Source organism: Pseudomonas sp. B22129 (genome assembly GCF_044218875.1).
Lineage (GTDB): Bacteria > Pseudomonadota > Gammaproteobacteria > Pseudomonadales > Pseudomonadaceae > Aquipseudomonas.
The window spans coordinates 1,164,374-1,180,240 of record NZ_CP162592.1; the positions used below are offsets into that span (position 1 = coordinate 1,164,374).

The window sequence follows — 15,867 nt, forward strand, 5'->3', positions numbered from 1 at the left end:
ACGGAGGTCCTCCATGGCCCGAATTTCACTTTTGAGCCTGCCTCTGGCTGCCCCCGCACAAAGTGCAGCTGCGCGCTGGCCGAAGCTGGGCGAGCGGCTGTTGCCGTGGCTGGTGCCGGTCGCGTTGGTCGGCCTGTGGTGGCTGGCAAGCCGCAATCACTGGATGAGCGAACAAATCCTGCCGCCGCCTTCACTGGTGTGGAGCAGTGCGGTAGAACTGGCTGGCGGCGAGTTGTGGAGCCACTTGGCGATCAGTTTGCAGCGGCTGTTCTGGGGTTTGTTGGCAGGTATTGCCAGCGGCGCCGTGCTCGGTGCAGCGCTGGGCTTCAGCGCGCGGGCCGAGCGGCTGGTATTTCCGACATTCAGCGCGCTGTCGCAAGTCCCCACGCTGGCCTGGATCCCCCTGTTCATGGTGTTTTTCGGCATTGGTGAAACCCTGAAGCTGGTGGTGCTGGTGAAAGCCATCGTGGTGCCCGTCACCCTGCACACCCTGGTCGGCGTGCGTGATGCTCAACCCAACCTGCGTGAAGCCGCACGCGTGCTGCGCTTGCCCACGCACCTGCTGATTCGCCGCCTGATCCTGCCCGCCGCCCTGCCTGCCTTTATGGCCGGTGTGCGCCTGGCGCTGGCGGCTGGCTGGACTTCGTTGCTGGCTGTGGAGCTGCTGGCCTCCAGCGAAGGCATCGGCTACCTGATGGTGTGGGCGCGGCAATTGTTCATGCTCGATATCGTCTTTGTGTGCATCGCTGTCATCGGCGTGCTGGGCGTGGTGATGGATCGCGGTATCGGCTGGCTCGACCGCAAGTGGGTGCACTGGCCACACCCGGCCACGGCGCAGATTCGGCGCGGGCCGCGCCATGAAGGCTGGCAGCGCTTGCAACCCCTGTTGTTGCCGCTGCTGTTGCTGGCGCTGTGGCAGGTGGCGACGCATCACGGCTGGGTGGACCCGAATATTCTGGTCAGCCCATGGACGGTGCTGCACACCACCGTCGCGGGTGTGGTCGACGGCAGCCTGTCCGGCGCCCTCGGCAAAAGCCTGGGCCGCACCTTGGGCGGTTTGATGCTGGGCGGCGGTTTGGGCTTTGTTGTGGGCCTGTGGCTGGGTTTGTCACGACGTAGTGAACGCGTGCTCGGCCCGACACTGGCCGCGCTGCGCCAGATCGCCATTTTCGCTTGGGTGCCGTTGCTCACCGCGTGGTTTGGCCTGGGTGAATTGGCCAAATGGGTGTTCATCGCCCTCGCTGCGTTCTTTCCGCTGTTTATCGCCACCCAACGCAGTGTGTTGAACCTGTCACCGCAGCTGCGCGAAGCCGCGCAAGTGCTGCGCCTGAACCTGTTTCAACGGCTGCGCCGGCTGATTTTGCCGGGCGCCGCCGCCGGGATTTTCGCCGGCCTGCGCCTGAGCCTGATCTACGCCTGGCTGGGCACCATTGGCGCGGAATACTTCATGCCGTCCAACGGCGGCATCGGCAGCCTGATGATCGGCGCCCAACAGCTGCTGCGCATGGATTTGATCATGAGCGGCATGCTCCTGGTCGGCCTCACCGGCGCCACACTCAACCTGATCGGCCAACGCATCGAAACCCGCGCGATCCGCTGGAGACACGCATGAACGCACCTATCGTCAGCTTCAACCATGTGGGCAAAAGCTTCGATGTCGACGGCTTCGAGCTGGAAGCCATCCGCGAATTCAACCTGGAGATTGCCGAGGGTGAGTTCGTCGCCATTGTCGGCTCCAGCGGCTGCGGCAAATCCACCTTGTTGCGCTTGCTGGTGGGACTGGATACGCAGTTTCGCGGTGAGATTCGGGTGGATGGTAAAGCTGTGAGCGGCATCGGCGGCGAGCGCGGCATCGTGTTCCAGGAACACCGTTTGTTCCCGTGGCTGACCGTGGCGCAGAACATCGGTTTGGGTCTGGTCAACGAGCCGCTGAGTGAAGCCGAACGCAACCGGCGCATCAGCGATTTCATCGAGCTGGTGGGCCTCACTGACTTCACCCGCGCCTATCCCCATCAACTCTCCGGCGGCATGGCGCAACGCGTGGCCATCGCCCGTGGGCTGGTGGCCAGCCCGCGCATTTTGTTGCTGGATGAACCGTTCGGCGCCCTCGACGCGCTGACCCGCCAGCAGATGCAGGACGAGCTGTTGGCGATACGCGCCCGCGCGAAAATCACCACCGTGCTGGTCACACACGATGTGGAAGAAGCGATTTTCCTCGCCGACCGCGTGGTGGTGATGGAGCCTCGGCCTGGGCGGATCAAGCAGGTGGTGGACATCACCCTGCCCCATCCGCGCCAGCGCAGCAGTTTCGAATTCCACCAACTGCGCGAAGAGTTGCTGCACGAATTGATCAGCGACGGCCACTACCAGCCGCCCGTGCGTGAGCAAATCCGCGACCTGCCATTGGCGTTTATTGCCTGCTGACTGAGGAACATCTTGATGCCGCAACGTCCCAATTTCCTGGTGATTCTGGCCGATGACATGGGTTTCTCCGACCTCGGCGCGTTTGGCGGGGAGATCTCCACCCCACACCTCGACGCCCTGGCACTGAACGGCCTGCGCCTGACCGACTTCCACACCGCGCCCACCTGCTCGCCGACCCGTTCGATGCTGCTGACCGGCACCGACCACCATATCGCCGGCATCGGCACCATGGCCGAGGCGCTGACGCCGGAGCTGATCGGCAAGCCCGGTTACGAGGGTTACCTCAACGATAAAGTCGTGGCCCTGCCGGAGCTGCTGCGCGAAGCCGGTTACCAGACCTTGATGAGCGGCAAATGGCACCTGGGCCTGACCGCCGAACTGGCGCCCCATGCGCGGGGTTTCGAGCGGTCGTTCTCGCTGTTGCCGGGGGCGGCCAACCACTATGGTTTTGAGCCGACCTACGACGACACCACGCCCGGCCTGCTCAAATCCACCCCGGCGCTGTACATCGAGGACGACAGGTTCGTCGAGCGCCTGCCCGAGGGTTTCTACTCCTCCGACGCCTTTGGCGACAAGTTGCTGCAGTACCTAAAGGAACGCGATCAGGCACGGCCGTTCTTCGCTTACCTGCCGTTTTCTGCGCCACACTGGCCGTTGCAGGCGCCCGCCGAGATCGTCGACAAATACCGCGGCCGCTATGACGCCGGCCCCGAGGTGCTGCGCCTGGAGCGCCTGGAAAAACTCAAGGCTTTGGGGTTGATCGAGGCCGGCGTTGAGCCCCATCCGCTGATCGAGCTGAACACCCAATGGGCCGCCTTGACCGACGAACAACGCCAGGTCTCGGCGCGGGCGATGGAAGTGTATGCGGCGATGGTCGAACGCATGGACTGGAACATCGGCCGGGTGGTGGAGTACTTGCGCCAGCAGGGGCAGCTGGATAACACCTTTATCGTGTTCATGTCCGATAACGGTGCCGAAGGGGCGTTGCTGGAGGCCTTCCCCAAGTTTGGGCCTGAGTTGCTGACATACCTCAACCAGCATTACGACAACCGCCTGGAAAACATCGGCCGCGCCAATTCCTACGTCTGGTACGGCCCGTCCTGGGCCCAAGTGGCAACCGCACCGTCGCGGCTGTTCAAGGCATTTACCACCGAGGGCGGGATCCGCGTGCCGGCGCTGGTGCATTACCCGCAGCTGCCACTCAAAGGGCGCATCAGCCATGGGTTTGGCACGGTGATGGACATCACGCCGACCCTTCTGGACCTGGCCGGTGTGCGCCACCCCGGCAAGCAATGGCGGGGCAAGCCGGTGGCGCCGTTGCGCGGCAAGTCATGGCTGGGCTTTTTGGCTGGCGAAACGGCGCAGGTGCACGATGAACACACCGTGACCGGCTGGGAGCTGTTTGGCCGCCGCGCCATTCGCCAGGGCCAGTGGAAAGCTGTGTACATCCCCGGCCCCGTCGGTCCGGCGAGGTGGCAGCTGTATGACCTGGGCCAAGACCCCGGAGAAATCCATGACCTGGCCGTGAGCCACCCTGGCAAGCTCGCCACCTTGATCGACCACTGGCAGCGCTACGTGGACGAAACCGGCGTCATCCTCAGCGCATCGCCGTTTCAGCCGGATTGAGCCCGGTGTTTGCGCGGGCCTGCGGTTCCAGGCGGTTGGCTCGCGCAAAGGTGCCGAAGTCATTGAAGCGCACGCCCATCTCGGCCATCACTTTATGCGCCACGTTGGCGGTCATCTGGCGGATGTAAAACGGCTCCTTCACCACAAAGTGATGGATGCCGTGGGTGCTGCCGAAGTTGAAGCAGAACGCCTGCAACGGCCACATCCACCACGGGTTGAGTACCTGGGTTTGCTGGATCACGTTGCCCGGTTCCACATCACCGTAGTAGTGCATGTTGGAGCTGACAAAGTGCAGGCAAAAGGTGCGCAGCACGTTGGGGCCGATGATCACCACGGCGGCGATGTCGATCACCTGCATCACCTGCAAGGTGCTGGCCGACCAGTCGATGGGCGCGCCCAGCAGGCTGGCGATGCCGTTGGCCGCATGAAAGGCCAGGAACACATACCACGCGCCCCAGTGCAGCAGCGCCAAGGGCGCGTACACCAGCAGCGAGCGCTTGAGGATCTTGAGTTTGTGGCTCCAGGTTTTCGCGCGCAGCATGCGGATGAATGCCGACATCACGTTATCGCCGACCATCAGCAACCGCGCAAAGCCCCAGGGCTCGCCGTTGGTGATGGCGCGCTCTTCCATGTCGGTCTCGGTGCCGGAGACCTTGTGGTGGTTGAGGTGCAGGTGGCGGCGTATCCACGGGTTGATGGTGCTGGGTCGCGCCAGCCACACCAGGCCCATCATCAGGTTGTGGGGCAGGCGCTGTTTGCGAAAGTACATGCTGTGGATCAGGTCGTGTTCCAGCTCGTGGGTCAGCGAGGCGAGGAAAGCGTTGAGCAACAGGCAGACCCACCAGACCATATGGCCGCTGATGTAGAGCGCAGCCGAGCCGAGCATGCCCACCAGCGCAAACGCCAGGATGCCCGCGCCCAGTGCGTCTTGATGCAGCAACCAAGGGTGTTGCTGGCGCAGGCGCACGCCTTCGGCGAGCACCACTTCACGAATTTTCGCCGACCGCTGTTGCGCGTTCATCTGCTGGGGACTTGCAGAAGTACCGTCCATGCTTCCATCCTCTTGTTTACTGATGCGTCCATCCTGCCCCAAGCGATCGCGCAGGACGCTAGCCCCGGACGCCAACCTGTTGACCGCAAGCGCCAATCGCCATGACCGAACCCACCTCGCTCGCCAGCTGGACCCGAGCCCTGCGCAAGCAGCTCGACGCCTTGGGCCTGGACAGCACCGGGCTGTGCGCGCAAGCCGGGCTCGACCCGCAGCAAATGGACGACCCCAACGCGCGCTACCCGCTGTCGGCCACCACGCGCCTGTGGGCGTTGGCGGTGCAGGCCAGCGGCGACCCGGCGATTGGCTTGCGGGTGTCGCGGTTTGTCAGCCCCACCACCTTTCATGCGCTGGGTTACGCGCTGGTGGCCAGCGGCAGCTTGCGCGAGGTGTTCGAACGCATCGTGCGCTATCACCAGGTGGTCAGCGATGCCCTGACGCTGGAGCTTAGCCGGGATGGCGAGCGCTACCATTTTCGATTGCTGCAACCACCGGGCAGCCCGGCGCCGGCGCTCGAAGCGATTGATGCGTTTGCGGCGATTTATGTGCGCACGTGCCGCAACCGGCTGGGCCGCGAGTACGCGCCGTTGGCGGTGCACCTGCGCAGGCCCGAACCGGCAGACCCCAAGCCGTGGCACACGGTGTTTCGCGCGCCGGTGTTTTTTGGTGCCAAGGAGGATCGGCTGGAGTTCGCCGCCCGGGATTTCGACAGCCACCTGGACGACGCCAACCCGGAGCTGGCCGAACACAATGAAACCGTGCTCAAGCGCACCCTCGCCCAGCTGCAACCGCTGACCTGGGAGCGCAAGGTGCGACGGGTGATAGAAGCGCAACTGCCGGATGGCGAGCCGAGCGCCGAGCGGGTTGCCCAGGCGCTGCACCTGAGCCTGCGCAGTTTGCAGCGGCATCTGGCGGATGAGGGGTGTCGGTTTGATGCGTTGCTCAATGAATGCCGGGAGAACCTGGCGCTGCTGCACTTGCGGGACCCGCAGTGTTCATTGGCCGAGATCAGTCATTTGTTGGGGTTTGCCGATACCAGCAGTTTCAACCGGGCGTTCAAGCGGTGGACGGGGCTGACGCCGGGGCAGTTTCGGGATGGGTTGCGGTAGGTGGATTTGTGGTGATTTTTAGGGCCTCTTCGCGAGCAAGCCCGCTCCCACATTTGACTGCATTCCAAAGTTGGAACTCGGTCAAATGTGGGAGCGGGCTTGCTCGCGAAGGGGCCAGCTCAGGCACTACAAATGCCGAATGAATCACCGCCCCCGGTCGCGCCGCAGCAACTTCCTCACCCGCGCCACCAACGCCTTGGCCTCAAACGGCTTGAGCAAATAATCATCCTCGTGCAGCTCCAACCCGCGCAGCCGGTCTTCAATCCCGCCCGGCGTGGTCAGGAACAACATCGGTGTCTGCCCCTTCAAGCGAATCGCCTGCTGCAGCTTCCAGGCATTCAGCCCCGGCAACATCACATCCAGGATCACCAGGTCGTACTCGGTGCTTTCCACAAAACGCAGCGCCGCCATGCCATTGGCCGCGACCTCCACGGTGTAACCGGCCTCGTTCAGGCCCTGGGCCATTCGCTGTGCCTCGTCGGATTCATGTTCCACTAACAGCACGCGCATAACACACCTCGATTAATCAGACGTGCAGGCTACCACCCTCAGGTGTGCGTCGCCTCACGCAGGCGCTGAACGTCGAGAATCTCGATTTCGCCATAACCCAGGCGCACCACGCCTTGGGCTTGCAGGTCCTTGAGCAGGGCGTTGGTCGTCTGGCGCGACAGGCTCAGCATCGCCGCCAGGTCTTCCTGGGGCAGTTGCAGCACACGGCGTGAATGCGCTATGTCGCCATAGCCTTCAGCGATCATCAACAAGCGATGCGCCAGACGAACCGGTGCCGGCATCAGGCTGAGCTGTTCCAGGCCGATAAAACTCAGGCGCAGCTTCTGGCTCATCAGCAACGCCAGGTTGCGCCAGTAGTGCGGCGTTTCATCAAGGACAGCCAGCAGTGCTTGCTGCGGCACCTGCAACAAGGTGCAAGGCCCCATTGCGCAGGCGTCGTGGGTGCGCGGCAAGCCGTCGAACAGGCAGATTTCGCCGAACCAGTATGGCAACTCCACCAGGCTCAACACAGCTTCCTTGCCCTGTTCATTCACCGCACTGATGCGCAGGGTGCCGTCGAGCACCGCATACAGGCCGCACGGCGGGTCGCCGCGTTTGAACAGGTATTGCCCCGCCGTCAGCTGCCGCAGCCGCGCGTGGGCCAGCAGGCTATGCTGAAAGGACTCGGGCAGGTGGCTGAACCAGTGACCGGTGGCCAGTCGTGAATGCCATTTCTCTGTGTCCATGAGAACTCCGAAGATTGTCGCCCAGCTGACAGTCAGGCGCAGGCTGACAGGGCATGATCAAACATCCTACAGGAGGAACAAAAATGAAAAGCCTCGTCGATCACCTCAGCCAATACGCCGCGTACCACCGCGACCCGCGCAATATCGCCAGCCACTTTATCGGCATTCCGCTGATTGTCGTGGCCGTGGCCGTGCTGCTCTCGCGCCCCGAATGGGCAGTGGGTGGGCTGTGGATCTCCCCGGCGGTGATTGTCGCGCTGTTTTCGGCGTGGTTTTACCTGCGTCTGGAACTGGCGCTGGGCGTGCTGATGACGCTGCTGATGGGCTTGTCGGTGTGGGCCGGGCATGGACTGGCGGCGCAAAGCACGCCGGTGTGGCTCGGCAGCGGTATCGGAATGTTTGTGGTGGGTTGGGTGATTCAGTTTGTCGGGCATTACTACGAAGGCCGCAAGCCCGCGTTTGTGGATGATGTGTCAGGGCTGATCGTGGGGCCGTTGTTTGTGGTGGCGGAGCTGGCGTTTCTGATCGGGTTGCGGGGGGATTTGAAGCAGCAGATCGAGCAGCGCTCGGGGCCTGTAATGCGCCGCAGTCTAGAGCCGAGAGAGGTCTAAATGTGGGAGCGGGCTTGCTCGCGAATGCGGTCTATCAGTTGATGAATGCATCGACTGACACGCCGTCTTCGCGAGCAAGCCCGCTCCCACATGGGTCTTGCGGTGTTATTACGCTTTTTGCCAGACCTTGGGTTTGAAGAACAAGGTCTCGCCACGGGCCAGACCGGTCAGGCTGTCGTGGTCTTTCACCACTTCGGCTTCGATCAGCTCGCTCTGGCCTTCCACTTTCAACGTCACGCGAGTGGTCGCACCCAGCGGGCGAATATCACGCACTTCAGCCGCGTGGTGATCTTCCAGCTCATGGCGCGACAGCGACACTTCGTGCGGACGGAACAGCACGTGGTTGTCTTCACCCAGGTGCAGGCGGTTCGAATCACCGAGGAAGTGGTAAACAAAATCGCTCGCCGGGTTTTCGTAGACTTCTCCCGGTGAGCCGATCTGCTCGATCACGCCCTTGTTCATCACCACGATGCGGTCAGCCACTTCCATGGCCTCTTCCTGGTCGTGGGTCACGAAGACGGAAGTCAGGTTGATGTCTTCGTGCAGGCGCGCCAGCCAGCGGCGCAGCTCTTTACGCACCTTGGCATCAAGGGCGCCGAAGGGTTCGTCAAGCAACAGCACTTTGGGCTCGACCGCCAGGGCCCGGGCCAGGGCGATACGCTGGCGCTGGCCACCGGAGAGCTGTTCCGGGTAGCGGTCGGACAGCCAATCGAGTTGCACCATGTTCAGCAGTTCGTGGACCTTCACCGCGATTTGGCTTTCAGTCGGGCGCTGGTTTTTCGGCTTCATGCGCAGGCCGAAAGCCACGTTGTCGAACACGGTCATGTGGCGGAACAACGCATAGTGCTGGAACACAAACCCGACGTTGCGATCACGCACGTCATGGCCGGACACGTCTTCACCGTGGAACACGATGTTGCCGTCATCCGGGGTTTCCAGGCCTGCGATGATGCGCAGCAAGGTGGTCTTGCCGCAGCCGGACGGACCGAGCAACGCCACCAGCTCGCCACTCTGGATGTCCAGGTTGATGCTGTTCAGGGCCTTGAAGGCGTTGAAGTTCTTGCTGACATTACGGACTTCGATCGACATGACTTATTCCTCAGCCGCACCGGCGCGCAGGCGGTTAATACGGTTCTCGCTCCACTGCTTGAGCAGCAGGATGAAGAGCGCCAGGATCAGCAGCAGACTCGCCACCGCAAACGCGGCAACGTGGTTGTATTCGTTGTAGAGAATCTCGACATGCAGCGGCAAGGTGTTGGTCACGCCGCGAATGTGGCCGGACACCACCGACACCGCGCCGAACTCACCCATGGCCCGTGCGGTACACAGCACCACGCCGTAGATCAAACCCCATTTGATGTTCGGCACGGTCACGTGCCAGAACATCTGCCAGCCATTGGCGCCGAGCAAGCGTGCGGCCTCTTCTTCCTGGGTGCCCTGTTCCTGCATCAGCGGGATCAGTTCACGGGCCACGAAGGGCACGGTGACGAAGATGGTCGCCAGCACAATGCCGGGCAAGGCGAACACGATCTGGATGTCGTGGTCGGCCAGCCACGGGCCGAAGAAGCCCTGGGCGCCGAACATCAGCACATAGACCAAACCTGCGATCACCGGCGACACCGAGAACGGCAGGTCAATCAGCGTGACCAGGATACTTTTGCCACGGAACGAGTACTTGCTCACGCACCAGGCGGCGCTGACGCCGAACACCAGGTTGAGCGGCACCGAAATTACCACGGCGATTACCGTGAGCTTCAGCGCCGACAGCGCGTCGGGCTCCAGGATCGCGGTGAAAAACGCGCCGAGGCCGTTCTTCAAGCCTTGGGTCACCACGATCAGCAATGGCAACAGCAAGAACAACGCGAACACCAGCCAGCCAAGGCTGATCAGGATGCGTCGCGACGCCGCGCTGCCACGGCGGGCAGCGTTGGCCGAGGACGCGGCGGAAATAGACGATTGGGACATGTTCCGCGCCTCCTTATGGACGTTCGATGCGCCGCTGCAACAAGTTGATCAGCAGCAGCAAAACAAAGGAAACCACCAGCATCAGCACGCCGATGGACGTAGCACCGCGGTAGTCGTATTGGTCGAGTTTGACCATGATCAGCAACGGCAGGATCTCGGTCTTCATCGGCATGTTGCCGGCAATGAAAATCACCGAACCGTACTCGCCGACGCCACGGGCAAAGGCCAGGGCGAAGCCGGTCAGCCAGGCGGGCAGCAAGGCAGGCACGAGGATGTAGCGGAACACCTGCAACGGCTTGGCACCCAGGCAGGCGGCGGCTTCTTCGATTTCCCGGGGGATATCGGCCAGTACCGGCTGCACCGTGCGCACCACAAATGGCAGCGTGACAAAGGTCAGCGCCAGGGTGATACCCAACGGGGTGTAGGCGATCTTGAAGCCCAGGTCGGCGGCGAACTGGCCAACCAGCCCGTTAGGCGTATACAGCGCGGTCAGCGCGATACCGGCTACGGCGGTGGGCAAGGCAAACGGCAGGTCGATCATCGCGTCGATGATCTTGCGGCCGGGGAAGGTGTAGCGCACCAGCACCCAGGCAAGGAGCGTACCGATCACGCCGTTGATCAGCGCGGCGTACAGCGCCGTGCTGAAGCTCAGCGTCAAGGCCGCCAGCACACGGGGTGCGGAAATGATGTTCCAGAACTGATCCCAGGTAAGTTGAGCGGCGTGTACAAACATCGCCGCCAGGGGGATGAGTACGATCAGGCTGAGGTACACCACGGTGTAGCCCAGCGTCAGCCCGAAGCCGGGTATGACGGGGGAGATACGACGCGACATAAGAGTCCTTGGTTAGGGGAAAACCACTGAAGGCACACACGTCCTGTGGGAGCTGGCTTGCCTGCGATGCAGACACCTCGGTATATCAGTCACACCGGGGTGATGCTATCGCAGGCAAGCCAGCTCCCACAGAAAATCAGGCTCCTACAGGTACTTTGGCTTACTGCGCGGTGTAAATCTGGTCGAACACGCCGCCGTCGTTAAAGAATTTCGGTTGGGCAGTTTTCCAGCCGCCGAAGTCTTTGTCGATAGTCACCAGGTCCAGTTTCGGGAACTGTTGAGCGTATTTGGCGGCAACCGCTGCATCGCGTGGGCGGTAGAAGTTCTTTGCCGCAATCTCCTGGCCAGCCGGGCTGTACAGGTGTTTCAGGTATTCGGTGGCAATTTCGGTGTTGCCCTTTTTCTCGGCATTCTTGTCGACCACGGCAACCGGTGGTTCGGCCAGGATCGACAGGGAAGGCACGACGATGTCGAACTTGTCGGCACCGCCGTCTTCTTTCAGGGCCAGGAAGGCTTCGTTTTCCCAGGCCAGCAACACGTCACCCTGACCGTTGTTGACGAAGGTGATGGTTGAACCGCGAGCGCCTGTGTCCAGCACCGGCACGTGCTTGAACAGCTCTTTCACGTATTCCTGGGCCTTGGCTTCGCTGCCACCGGATTTCAGGCCGTAGGCCCAGGCGGCGAGGAAGTTCCAGCGCGCACCGCCGGAGGTTTTCGGGTTCGGGGTGATGACCGAAACGTCTTTCTTGATCAGGTCGCCCCAGTCCTTGATGCCTTTAGGGTTGCCCTTGCGCACCAGGAACACGATGGTCGAGGTGTACGGGGTGCTCGCATCCGGCAGGCGGGTTTGCCAGTTTTCCGGCAGGGTCTTGCCCAATTTGGCGATTTCGTCGATGTCACCGGCCAGGGCCAGGGTCACCACGTCGGCGCGCAGGCCATCGATTACGGCGCGGCCTTGCTTGCCCGAGCCGCCGTGGGATTGCTGGATCTTGACGTTGTCGCCCGGGTGGGACTGTTTCCAGAAGTTGGTGAACTCAGCGTTGTAATCCTGGTACAGCTCACGGGTAGGGTCGTACGAGACGTTGAGCAACTCGTAGTCCTTGGCAACGGCAGAACCTGCAAACACGGCACTGGCCAGTGCGGCCAGGGCGTAACGGCGAATCGACGACATAGAAGGCTCCTGAAATTCTGGGGTGTTGGCTTTTTCTTATAGTTGCGGGTCTAGCATGCGAATCGCCGTCAGTGCTTAAGCCGGTTTGTTGCCCGGGTTCTGCAAACGGAATTTTTCTTTGCGTTCGATCTGTACCACTTGGGCGTTGTGCACAGTGATTTCCACCGCGCCAAACCGCAGATCGCGCAGGGCGCTCTGGATCTCACGCAAAATGGCTGCTTCGTCCTGGCCGTCGACGCTACGTAGAGATGCGCTCATGGTCTCGCTCCTGAAATGAATAGTGCCTCGCAGTGGCGGCACTGCTTGCGGCGTGAGGGCGATAGTAGATAAGCGCGGATATTCTTAAAAATACTATTTAAGAATGTTTATATAACTAGAAAGAATTTTCTGGAGAGACGTGGGGTTGCGCGCGGATTTTTGCGGACAACGCCGAAATTAAGCCGTGGACAGATCTAAATGTGGGAGCGGGCTTGCTCGCGAATGCAGTGTGCCAGCCACCACATTTATCAATGACCCACCGCATTCGCGAGCAAGCCCGCTCCCACACTTGGACTGTATTTCAAATCTGAATTGCGGGGGCCCGGTCCCAATCAATCTCCCCTGCCGGCACCGGCCGACCAAACCAGTACCCCTGCCCCATATCGCATTCCTGCGCCAGCAGAAACCGCGCCTGCTCCACTTGCTCGATGCCTTCGGCGTGCACCTGCATGCCCATGCTTTTCGCCAGGGCGATCACCACCCGCACAATCGCCGCGTCGTCCTCATCCCACGGCAGGCCGGCGACAAAACCCTGGTCGATCTTGAGCTTCTGCACCGGCAAGCGCTTGAGGCGCAGCAGCGAGGAATAGCCGGTACCAAAGTCGTCGATCGCCAGGCGCAGGCCCAGTTCGCGCAGGCGGTGCAACTGCTCGAGGGCCACTTCGGGATCATCCATCACCGCGCTTTCGGTGACTTCCAGCTCGAGAAACGCCGGATCAAGCCCCGTAGCGTGCAGCACCTGGGCGACTTGCTCGTACAGCTCACGCCGGGCAAACAAACGGCTGGAGACGTTGACGGCGATAAAGCTCAATGGTGCGCCATCGGCCAGCCACTGGCCCATTTGGCGGCAGGCTTGATCCATGACCCAGGCATCGATGTCGGCGATCAACCCCGTCCGTTCAGCGATGGGGATAAAATCCCCCGGCGGCACCAGGCCACGTTCCGGGTGCTGCCAGCGCACCAAGGCTTCGACGCCGATCAGGCGGCTGCCTTGCAATTCGTGCACGGGTTGGTAATAGACGCGCAACTCGTGCTGATCAAGGGCCCGGCGCAGTTCGTTGGCGATTTCCACGCGGTGTTGGGCGTGGGCAGTCAGCTCTTCGGTGTACAAGGCATAACCTTCGCGGCCCGCACCCTTGGCCTTGAACAGCGCAGAATCGGCGTTGCGCAACAACTGTTCGGCACTCAGGGCATCGCTGGGAAACAGGCTGATGCCGATGCTGGCGCTGATAAACAGTTGGTGCCCGTCAAAAATGAACGGCTGTTTCATTGCATCGAGCATGCGCTGGGCCAATGCCGCGGCCTGGCCTGCCTGTGGACAACTTTCCGCCAGCACCGCGAACTCGTCCCCGCCCAGCCGCGCCAGGGTCACGCCAGGACCGAACAAGCCTTTGAGGCGCTCACCGACGGCCTTGAGCAACTGGTCACCGACAGTGTGGCCGAGGCTGTCGTTGATGATCTTGAAGTGATCCAGGTCCAGCATCAGCAGTGCGCAGCCGCGTTTATGCACCTGTGCCGACGCCAGCGCCTGCTCGGCGCGGTCGGTGAACAGCAGGCGGTTGGGCAAATCGGTCAGCGGGTCGTGGTGGGCGAGGTGCGCCAGTTCGTGCTCGGAATCCTTGATGGCGCTGATATCGGAGAACACGGCGACGTAATGGCTGACCTGGCCTCGGTCGTCATGGATCACACGAATGGTTTGCCATTGTGGGTAAATCTCGCCGCTTTTGCGCCGGTTCCAGATTTCACCACTCCATTCGCCGGTGCGTTCCAGCGTCTGGAACATCTGTTGATAGAAATTCGACGAATGGCGCCCTGATTTGAACAGGTTCGGGCGCTCACCCATGACGTCTTCGCGGCGGTAGCCGGTGATCGCCATGAACGCCCGGTTGACGTGCACGATCAGGCCCTGAGCGTCGGTGACCAGCACGCCTTCGCGGGTGCAGTCGAACACGGCGGCGGCCTGTTGCAGGCGCTCGCGGTTTTCTTTGAGGGGCTGCTGCTGCCGGTGGGTAAGAGCAAAGCGCAGGCAAATCAGGTAGATCGCCACGGTGCTAAGGGCAATCCACACGTAGCCGCGCACCTTCAGCCAGTGGTCCAACGCCTTCGGGTCATCGAGAAAGTTGATTAATAGAGGGCTGCTGAGCTGGAACCAGACGATGGAAGCCAGCAGGTATACCAGCCCCACACGCAGGGCACCTCGGTATGAAAACAGCATAGAGTCAGTAATCCTTACCCAAAAAACATAATCGCCCCACAAAGGCTGCGGATTATAGAATAAGAAACATCCAGTCACTCCTATCTGAAAGGGCGGCTGGTTTTATCTGTGAGCTTAGTGATAATGCGTGAGCTGTTTTTTTCTTTATCTGAGGGCCATACAGCCTATGTGGTACAACGGTTTTCTTGACCTGTCAGCCTGGCAACTGGTGGCAGTCACGCTGTTGATGACCCACGTGACCATTGTTGGGGTCACCGTCTATCTGCACCGTTATTCAGCCCATCGCTCCCTGGAGCTCAATGGTGGCCTGAAACACTTCTTCCGCTTCTGGCTGTGGCTGACCACGGCGCAGAACACCCGCGAGTGGACCGCCATCCACCGCAAGCACCACGCCAAGTGCGAAACCGTCGATGACCCGCACAGCCCGGTCATCAAAGGCCTGTCTACCGTGATGCGCAAAGGCGCCGAGCTGTACCGCGCCGAAGCCGAAAACCCCGAGACCCTGCGTATCTACGGCAAGAACTGCCCGGAAGACTGGATCGAACGCAAAATCTACACGCCCTACCCTTTGCTCGGTGTGGCGATCATGGCGGTCATCGACCTGCTGCTGTTCGGCACCATCGGCATCACCATCTGGGCCATCCAGATGATGTGGATTCCGTTCTGGGCCGCCGGCGTGATCAACGGCCTGGGCCACGCGGTGGGCTATCGCAACTTCGAATGCCGTGACGCGGCGACCAACCTGGTGCCATGGGGCATCATTGTGGGCGGCGAAGAACTGCACAACAACCACCACACCTACCCCAACTCCGCCAAATTGTCGGTGAAGAAATGGGAGTTCGACCTGGGCTGGGCATGGATCAAGGTGTTCAGCTTCCTGCGCCTGGCCAAGGTGCAGCGCGTGGCGCCGATCGCGCACCGCGTTGAAGGCAAGGGCCATCTGGACATGGACACCGCCATGGCGATCCTCAACAACCGCTTTCAGATCATGGCCCAGTACCGCAAATTGGTGATCGGCCCGTTGGTCAAGCAGGAGCTGGAGAAGGTCGATCATTCGGTGCGCCACCAGTTCCACCGCGCCAAGCGCCTGCTGTCCCGTGAAACCAGCCTGCTGGATGACCGCCACCACGTGCGCATCCAGAGCATGCTGGAACACAGCCATGCCCTGACGGTGATCTACGAGAAGCGCCTGGCTTTGCAGCAAATCTGGCTCAAGACCAGCTCCAACGGCCACGACATGCTCGCCGCGATCAAGGAATGGGTGCATGAAGCCGAGGCCAGCGGCATCCAGTCACTGCGTGATTTTGCCCACCAATTGAAGACCTATTCGCTGCGCCCTGCGGCGGTCTGAACAGGCACTCACCGCCCGCCCG

The 15,867-nt window shown here is 61.6% G+C and carries 15 protein-coding genes; 6 read left to right on the forward strand and 9 right to left on the reverse strand.

The genetic code is table 11. The features are described from left to right. The first annotated feature begins 13 nt into the window (after positions 1 to 13). Genes AB4P94_RS05360 through AB4P94_RS05370 form a run of 3 tightly spaced genes read left to right on the forward strand, consistent with a single transcriptional unit; the run spans position 14 to position 4,050 of the window. Entirely contained in the window at positions 14 to 1,612 is a 1,599-nt protein-coding gene (locus AB4P94_RS05360; RefSeq protein WP_395609703.1) for an ABC transporter permease, read from the forward strand. Further along, the gene (locus tag AB4P94_RS05365) at positions 1,609 to 2,424 is read left to right on the forward strand and encodes an ABC transporter ATP-binding protein (protein WP_395609704.1); all 816 of its coding nucleotides are present in this window, start codon (positions 1,609 to 1,611) and stop codon (positions 2,422 to 2,424) included. Before AB4P94_RS05360 ends, AB4P94_RS05365 begins: the two co-directional genes overlap by 4 nt. A gap of 15 nt (positions 2,425 to 2,439) precedes the next feature. Next, positions 2,440 to 4,050 (forward strand): arylsulfatase, encoded by a 1,611-nt coding sequence (locus AB4P94_RS05370; RefSeq protein ID WP_395609705.1) that lies wholly within the window; start codon positions 2,440 to 2,442, stop codon positions 4,048 to 4,050. Here AB4P94_RS05370 and AB4P94_RS05375 read toward each other — a convergent pair. Next, entirely contained in the window at positions 4,022 to 5,101 is a 1,080-nt protein-coding gene (locus AB4P94_RS05375) for a fatty acid desaturase (protein WP_395609706.1), read from the reverse strand. The genes AB4P94_RS05370 and AB4P94_RS05375 overlap by 29 nt on opposite strands. A 101-nt stretch (positions 5,102 to 5,202) precedes the next feature. Between AB4P94_RS05375 and AB4P94_RS05380 the strand changes: the two genes are divergently transcribed. Continuing rightward, complete coding sequence (locus AB4P94_RS05380) at positions 5,203 to 6,207, forward strand: AraC family transcriptional regulator (protein ID WP_395609707.1); 1,005 nt, start codon at positions 5,203 to 5,205, stop codon at positions 6,205 to 6,207. A 144-nt stretch (positions 6,208 to 6,351) separates the two neighbouring features. On the opposite strand, the gene AB4P94_RS05385 is transcribed toward AB4P94_RS05380, so the two are convergent. Together AB4P94_RS05385 and AB4P94_RS05390 are read right to left on the reverse strand one after the other, a co-directional pair. Beyond that, the gene (locus tag AB4P94_RS05385; RefSeq protein ID WP_395609708.1) at positions 6,352 to 6,717 is read right to left on the reverse strand and encodes a response regulator; all 366 of its coding nucleotides are present in this window, start codon (positions 6,715 to 6,717) and stop codon (positions 6,352 to 6,354) included. A 38-nt stretch (positions 6,718 to 6,755) separates the two neighbouring features. Further along, positions 6,756 to 7,442 carry a Crp/Fnr family transcriptional regulator gene (locus AB4P94_RS05390; protein WP_395609709.1) on the reverse strand — a complete coding sequence of 229 codons (687 nt, stop codon included), beginning with the start codon at positions 7,440 to 7,442 and terminating at the stop codon, positions 6,756 to 6,758. An 83-nt stretch (positions 7,443 to 7,525) separates the two neighbouring features. On the opposite strand from AB4P94_RS05390, the gene AB4P94_RS05395 reads away from it, so the two are divergent. Further along, positions 7,526 to 8,053, forward strand: coding sequence for a DUF962 domain-containing protein (locus AB4P94_RS05395; RefSeq protein ID WP_395609710.1), 528 nt, complete (start codon positions 7,526 to 7,528; stop codon positions 8,051 to 8,053). 108 nt (positions 8,054 to 8,161) lie between these two features. Here the strand turns inward: AB4P94_RS05395 and AB4P94_RS05400 are convergent, their stop codons facing one another. The 6 genes from AB4P94_RS05400 to dibA form a co-directional block, all read right to left on the reverse strand. Beyond that, positions 8,162 to 9,142, reverse strand: a complete 981-nt coding sequence (locus AB4P94_RS05400) for a sulfate/molybdate ABC transporter ATP-binding protein (protein WP_395609711.1) — start codon at positions 9,140 to 9,142, stop codon at positions 8,162 to 8,164. A gap of 3 nt (positions 9,143 to 9,145) precedes the next feature. After that, a complete protein-coding gene (gene cysW / locus AB4P94_RS05405) occupies positions 9,146 to 10,018 on the reverse strand; it encodes a sulfate ABC transporter permease subunit CysW (protein WP_395609712.1) in 873 nt (290 codons plus the stop codon). Positions 10,019 to 10,031: 13 nt separating this feature from the next. Further along, complete coding sequence (gene cysT, locus AB4P94_RS05410) at positions 10,032 to 10,850, reverse strand: sulfate ABC transporter permease subunit CysT (RefSeq protein ID WP_395609713.1); 819 nt, start codon at positions 10,848 to 10,850, stop codon at positions 10,032 to 10,034. Positions 10,851 to 11,010: 160 nt separating this feature from the next. Continuing rightward, entirely contained in the window at positions 11,011 to 12,021 is a 1,011-nt protein-coding gene (locus AB4P94_RS05415; RefSeq protein ID WP_395609714.1) for a sulfate ABC transporter substrate-binding protein, read from the reverse strand. Positions 12,022 to 12,096: 75 nt separating this feature from the next. Then, entirely contained in the window at positions 12,097 to 12,279 is a 183-nt protein-coding gene (oscA, locus tag AB4P94_RS05420) for a sulfur starvation response protein OscA (RefSeq protein WP_010565387.1), read from the reverse strand. A 301-nt stretch (positions 12,280 to 12,580) separates the two neighbouring features. Further along, a complete protein-coding gene (dibA, locus tag AB4P94_RS05425; RefSeq protein WP_395609715.1) occupies positions 12,581 to 14,494 on the reverse strand; it encodes a phosphodiesterase DibA in 1,914 nt (637 codons plus the stop codon). Positions 14,495 to 14,660: 166 nt separating this feature from the next. Here dibA and desA point away from each other — a divergent pair, with 166 nt between their 5' ends. Beyond that, on the forward strand, positions 14,661 to 15,845 hold the full coding sequence (desA, locus tag AB4P94_RS05430) for a delta-9 fatty acid desaturase DesA (protein ID WP_395609716.1): 1,185 nt from the start codon (positions 14,661 to 14,663) through the stop codon (positions 15,843 to 15,845). Positions 15,846 to 15,867 lie beyond the last annotated feature (22 nt).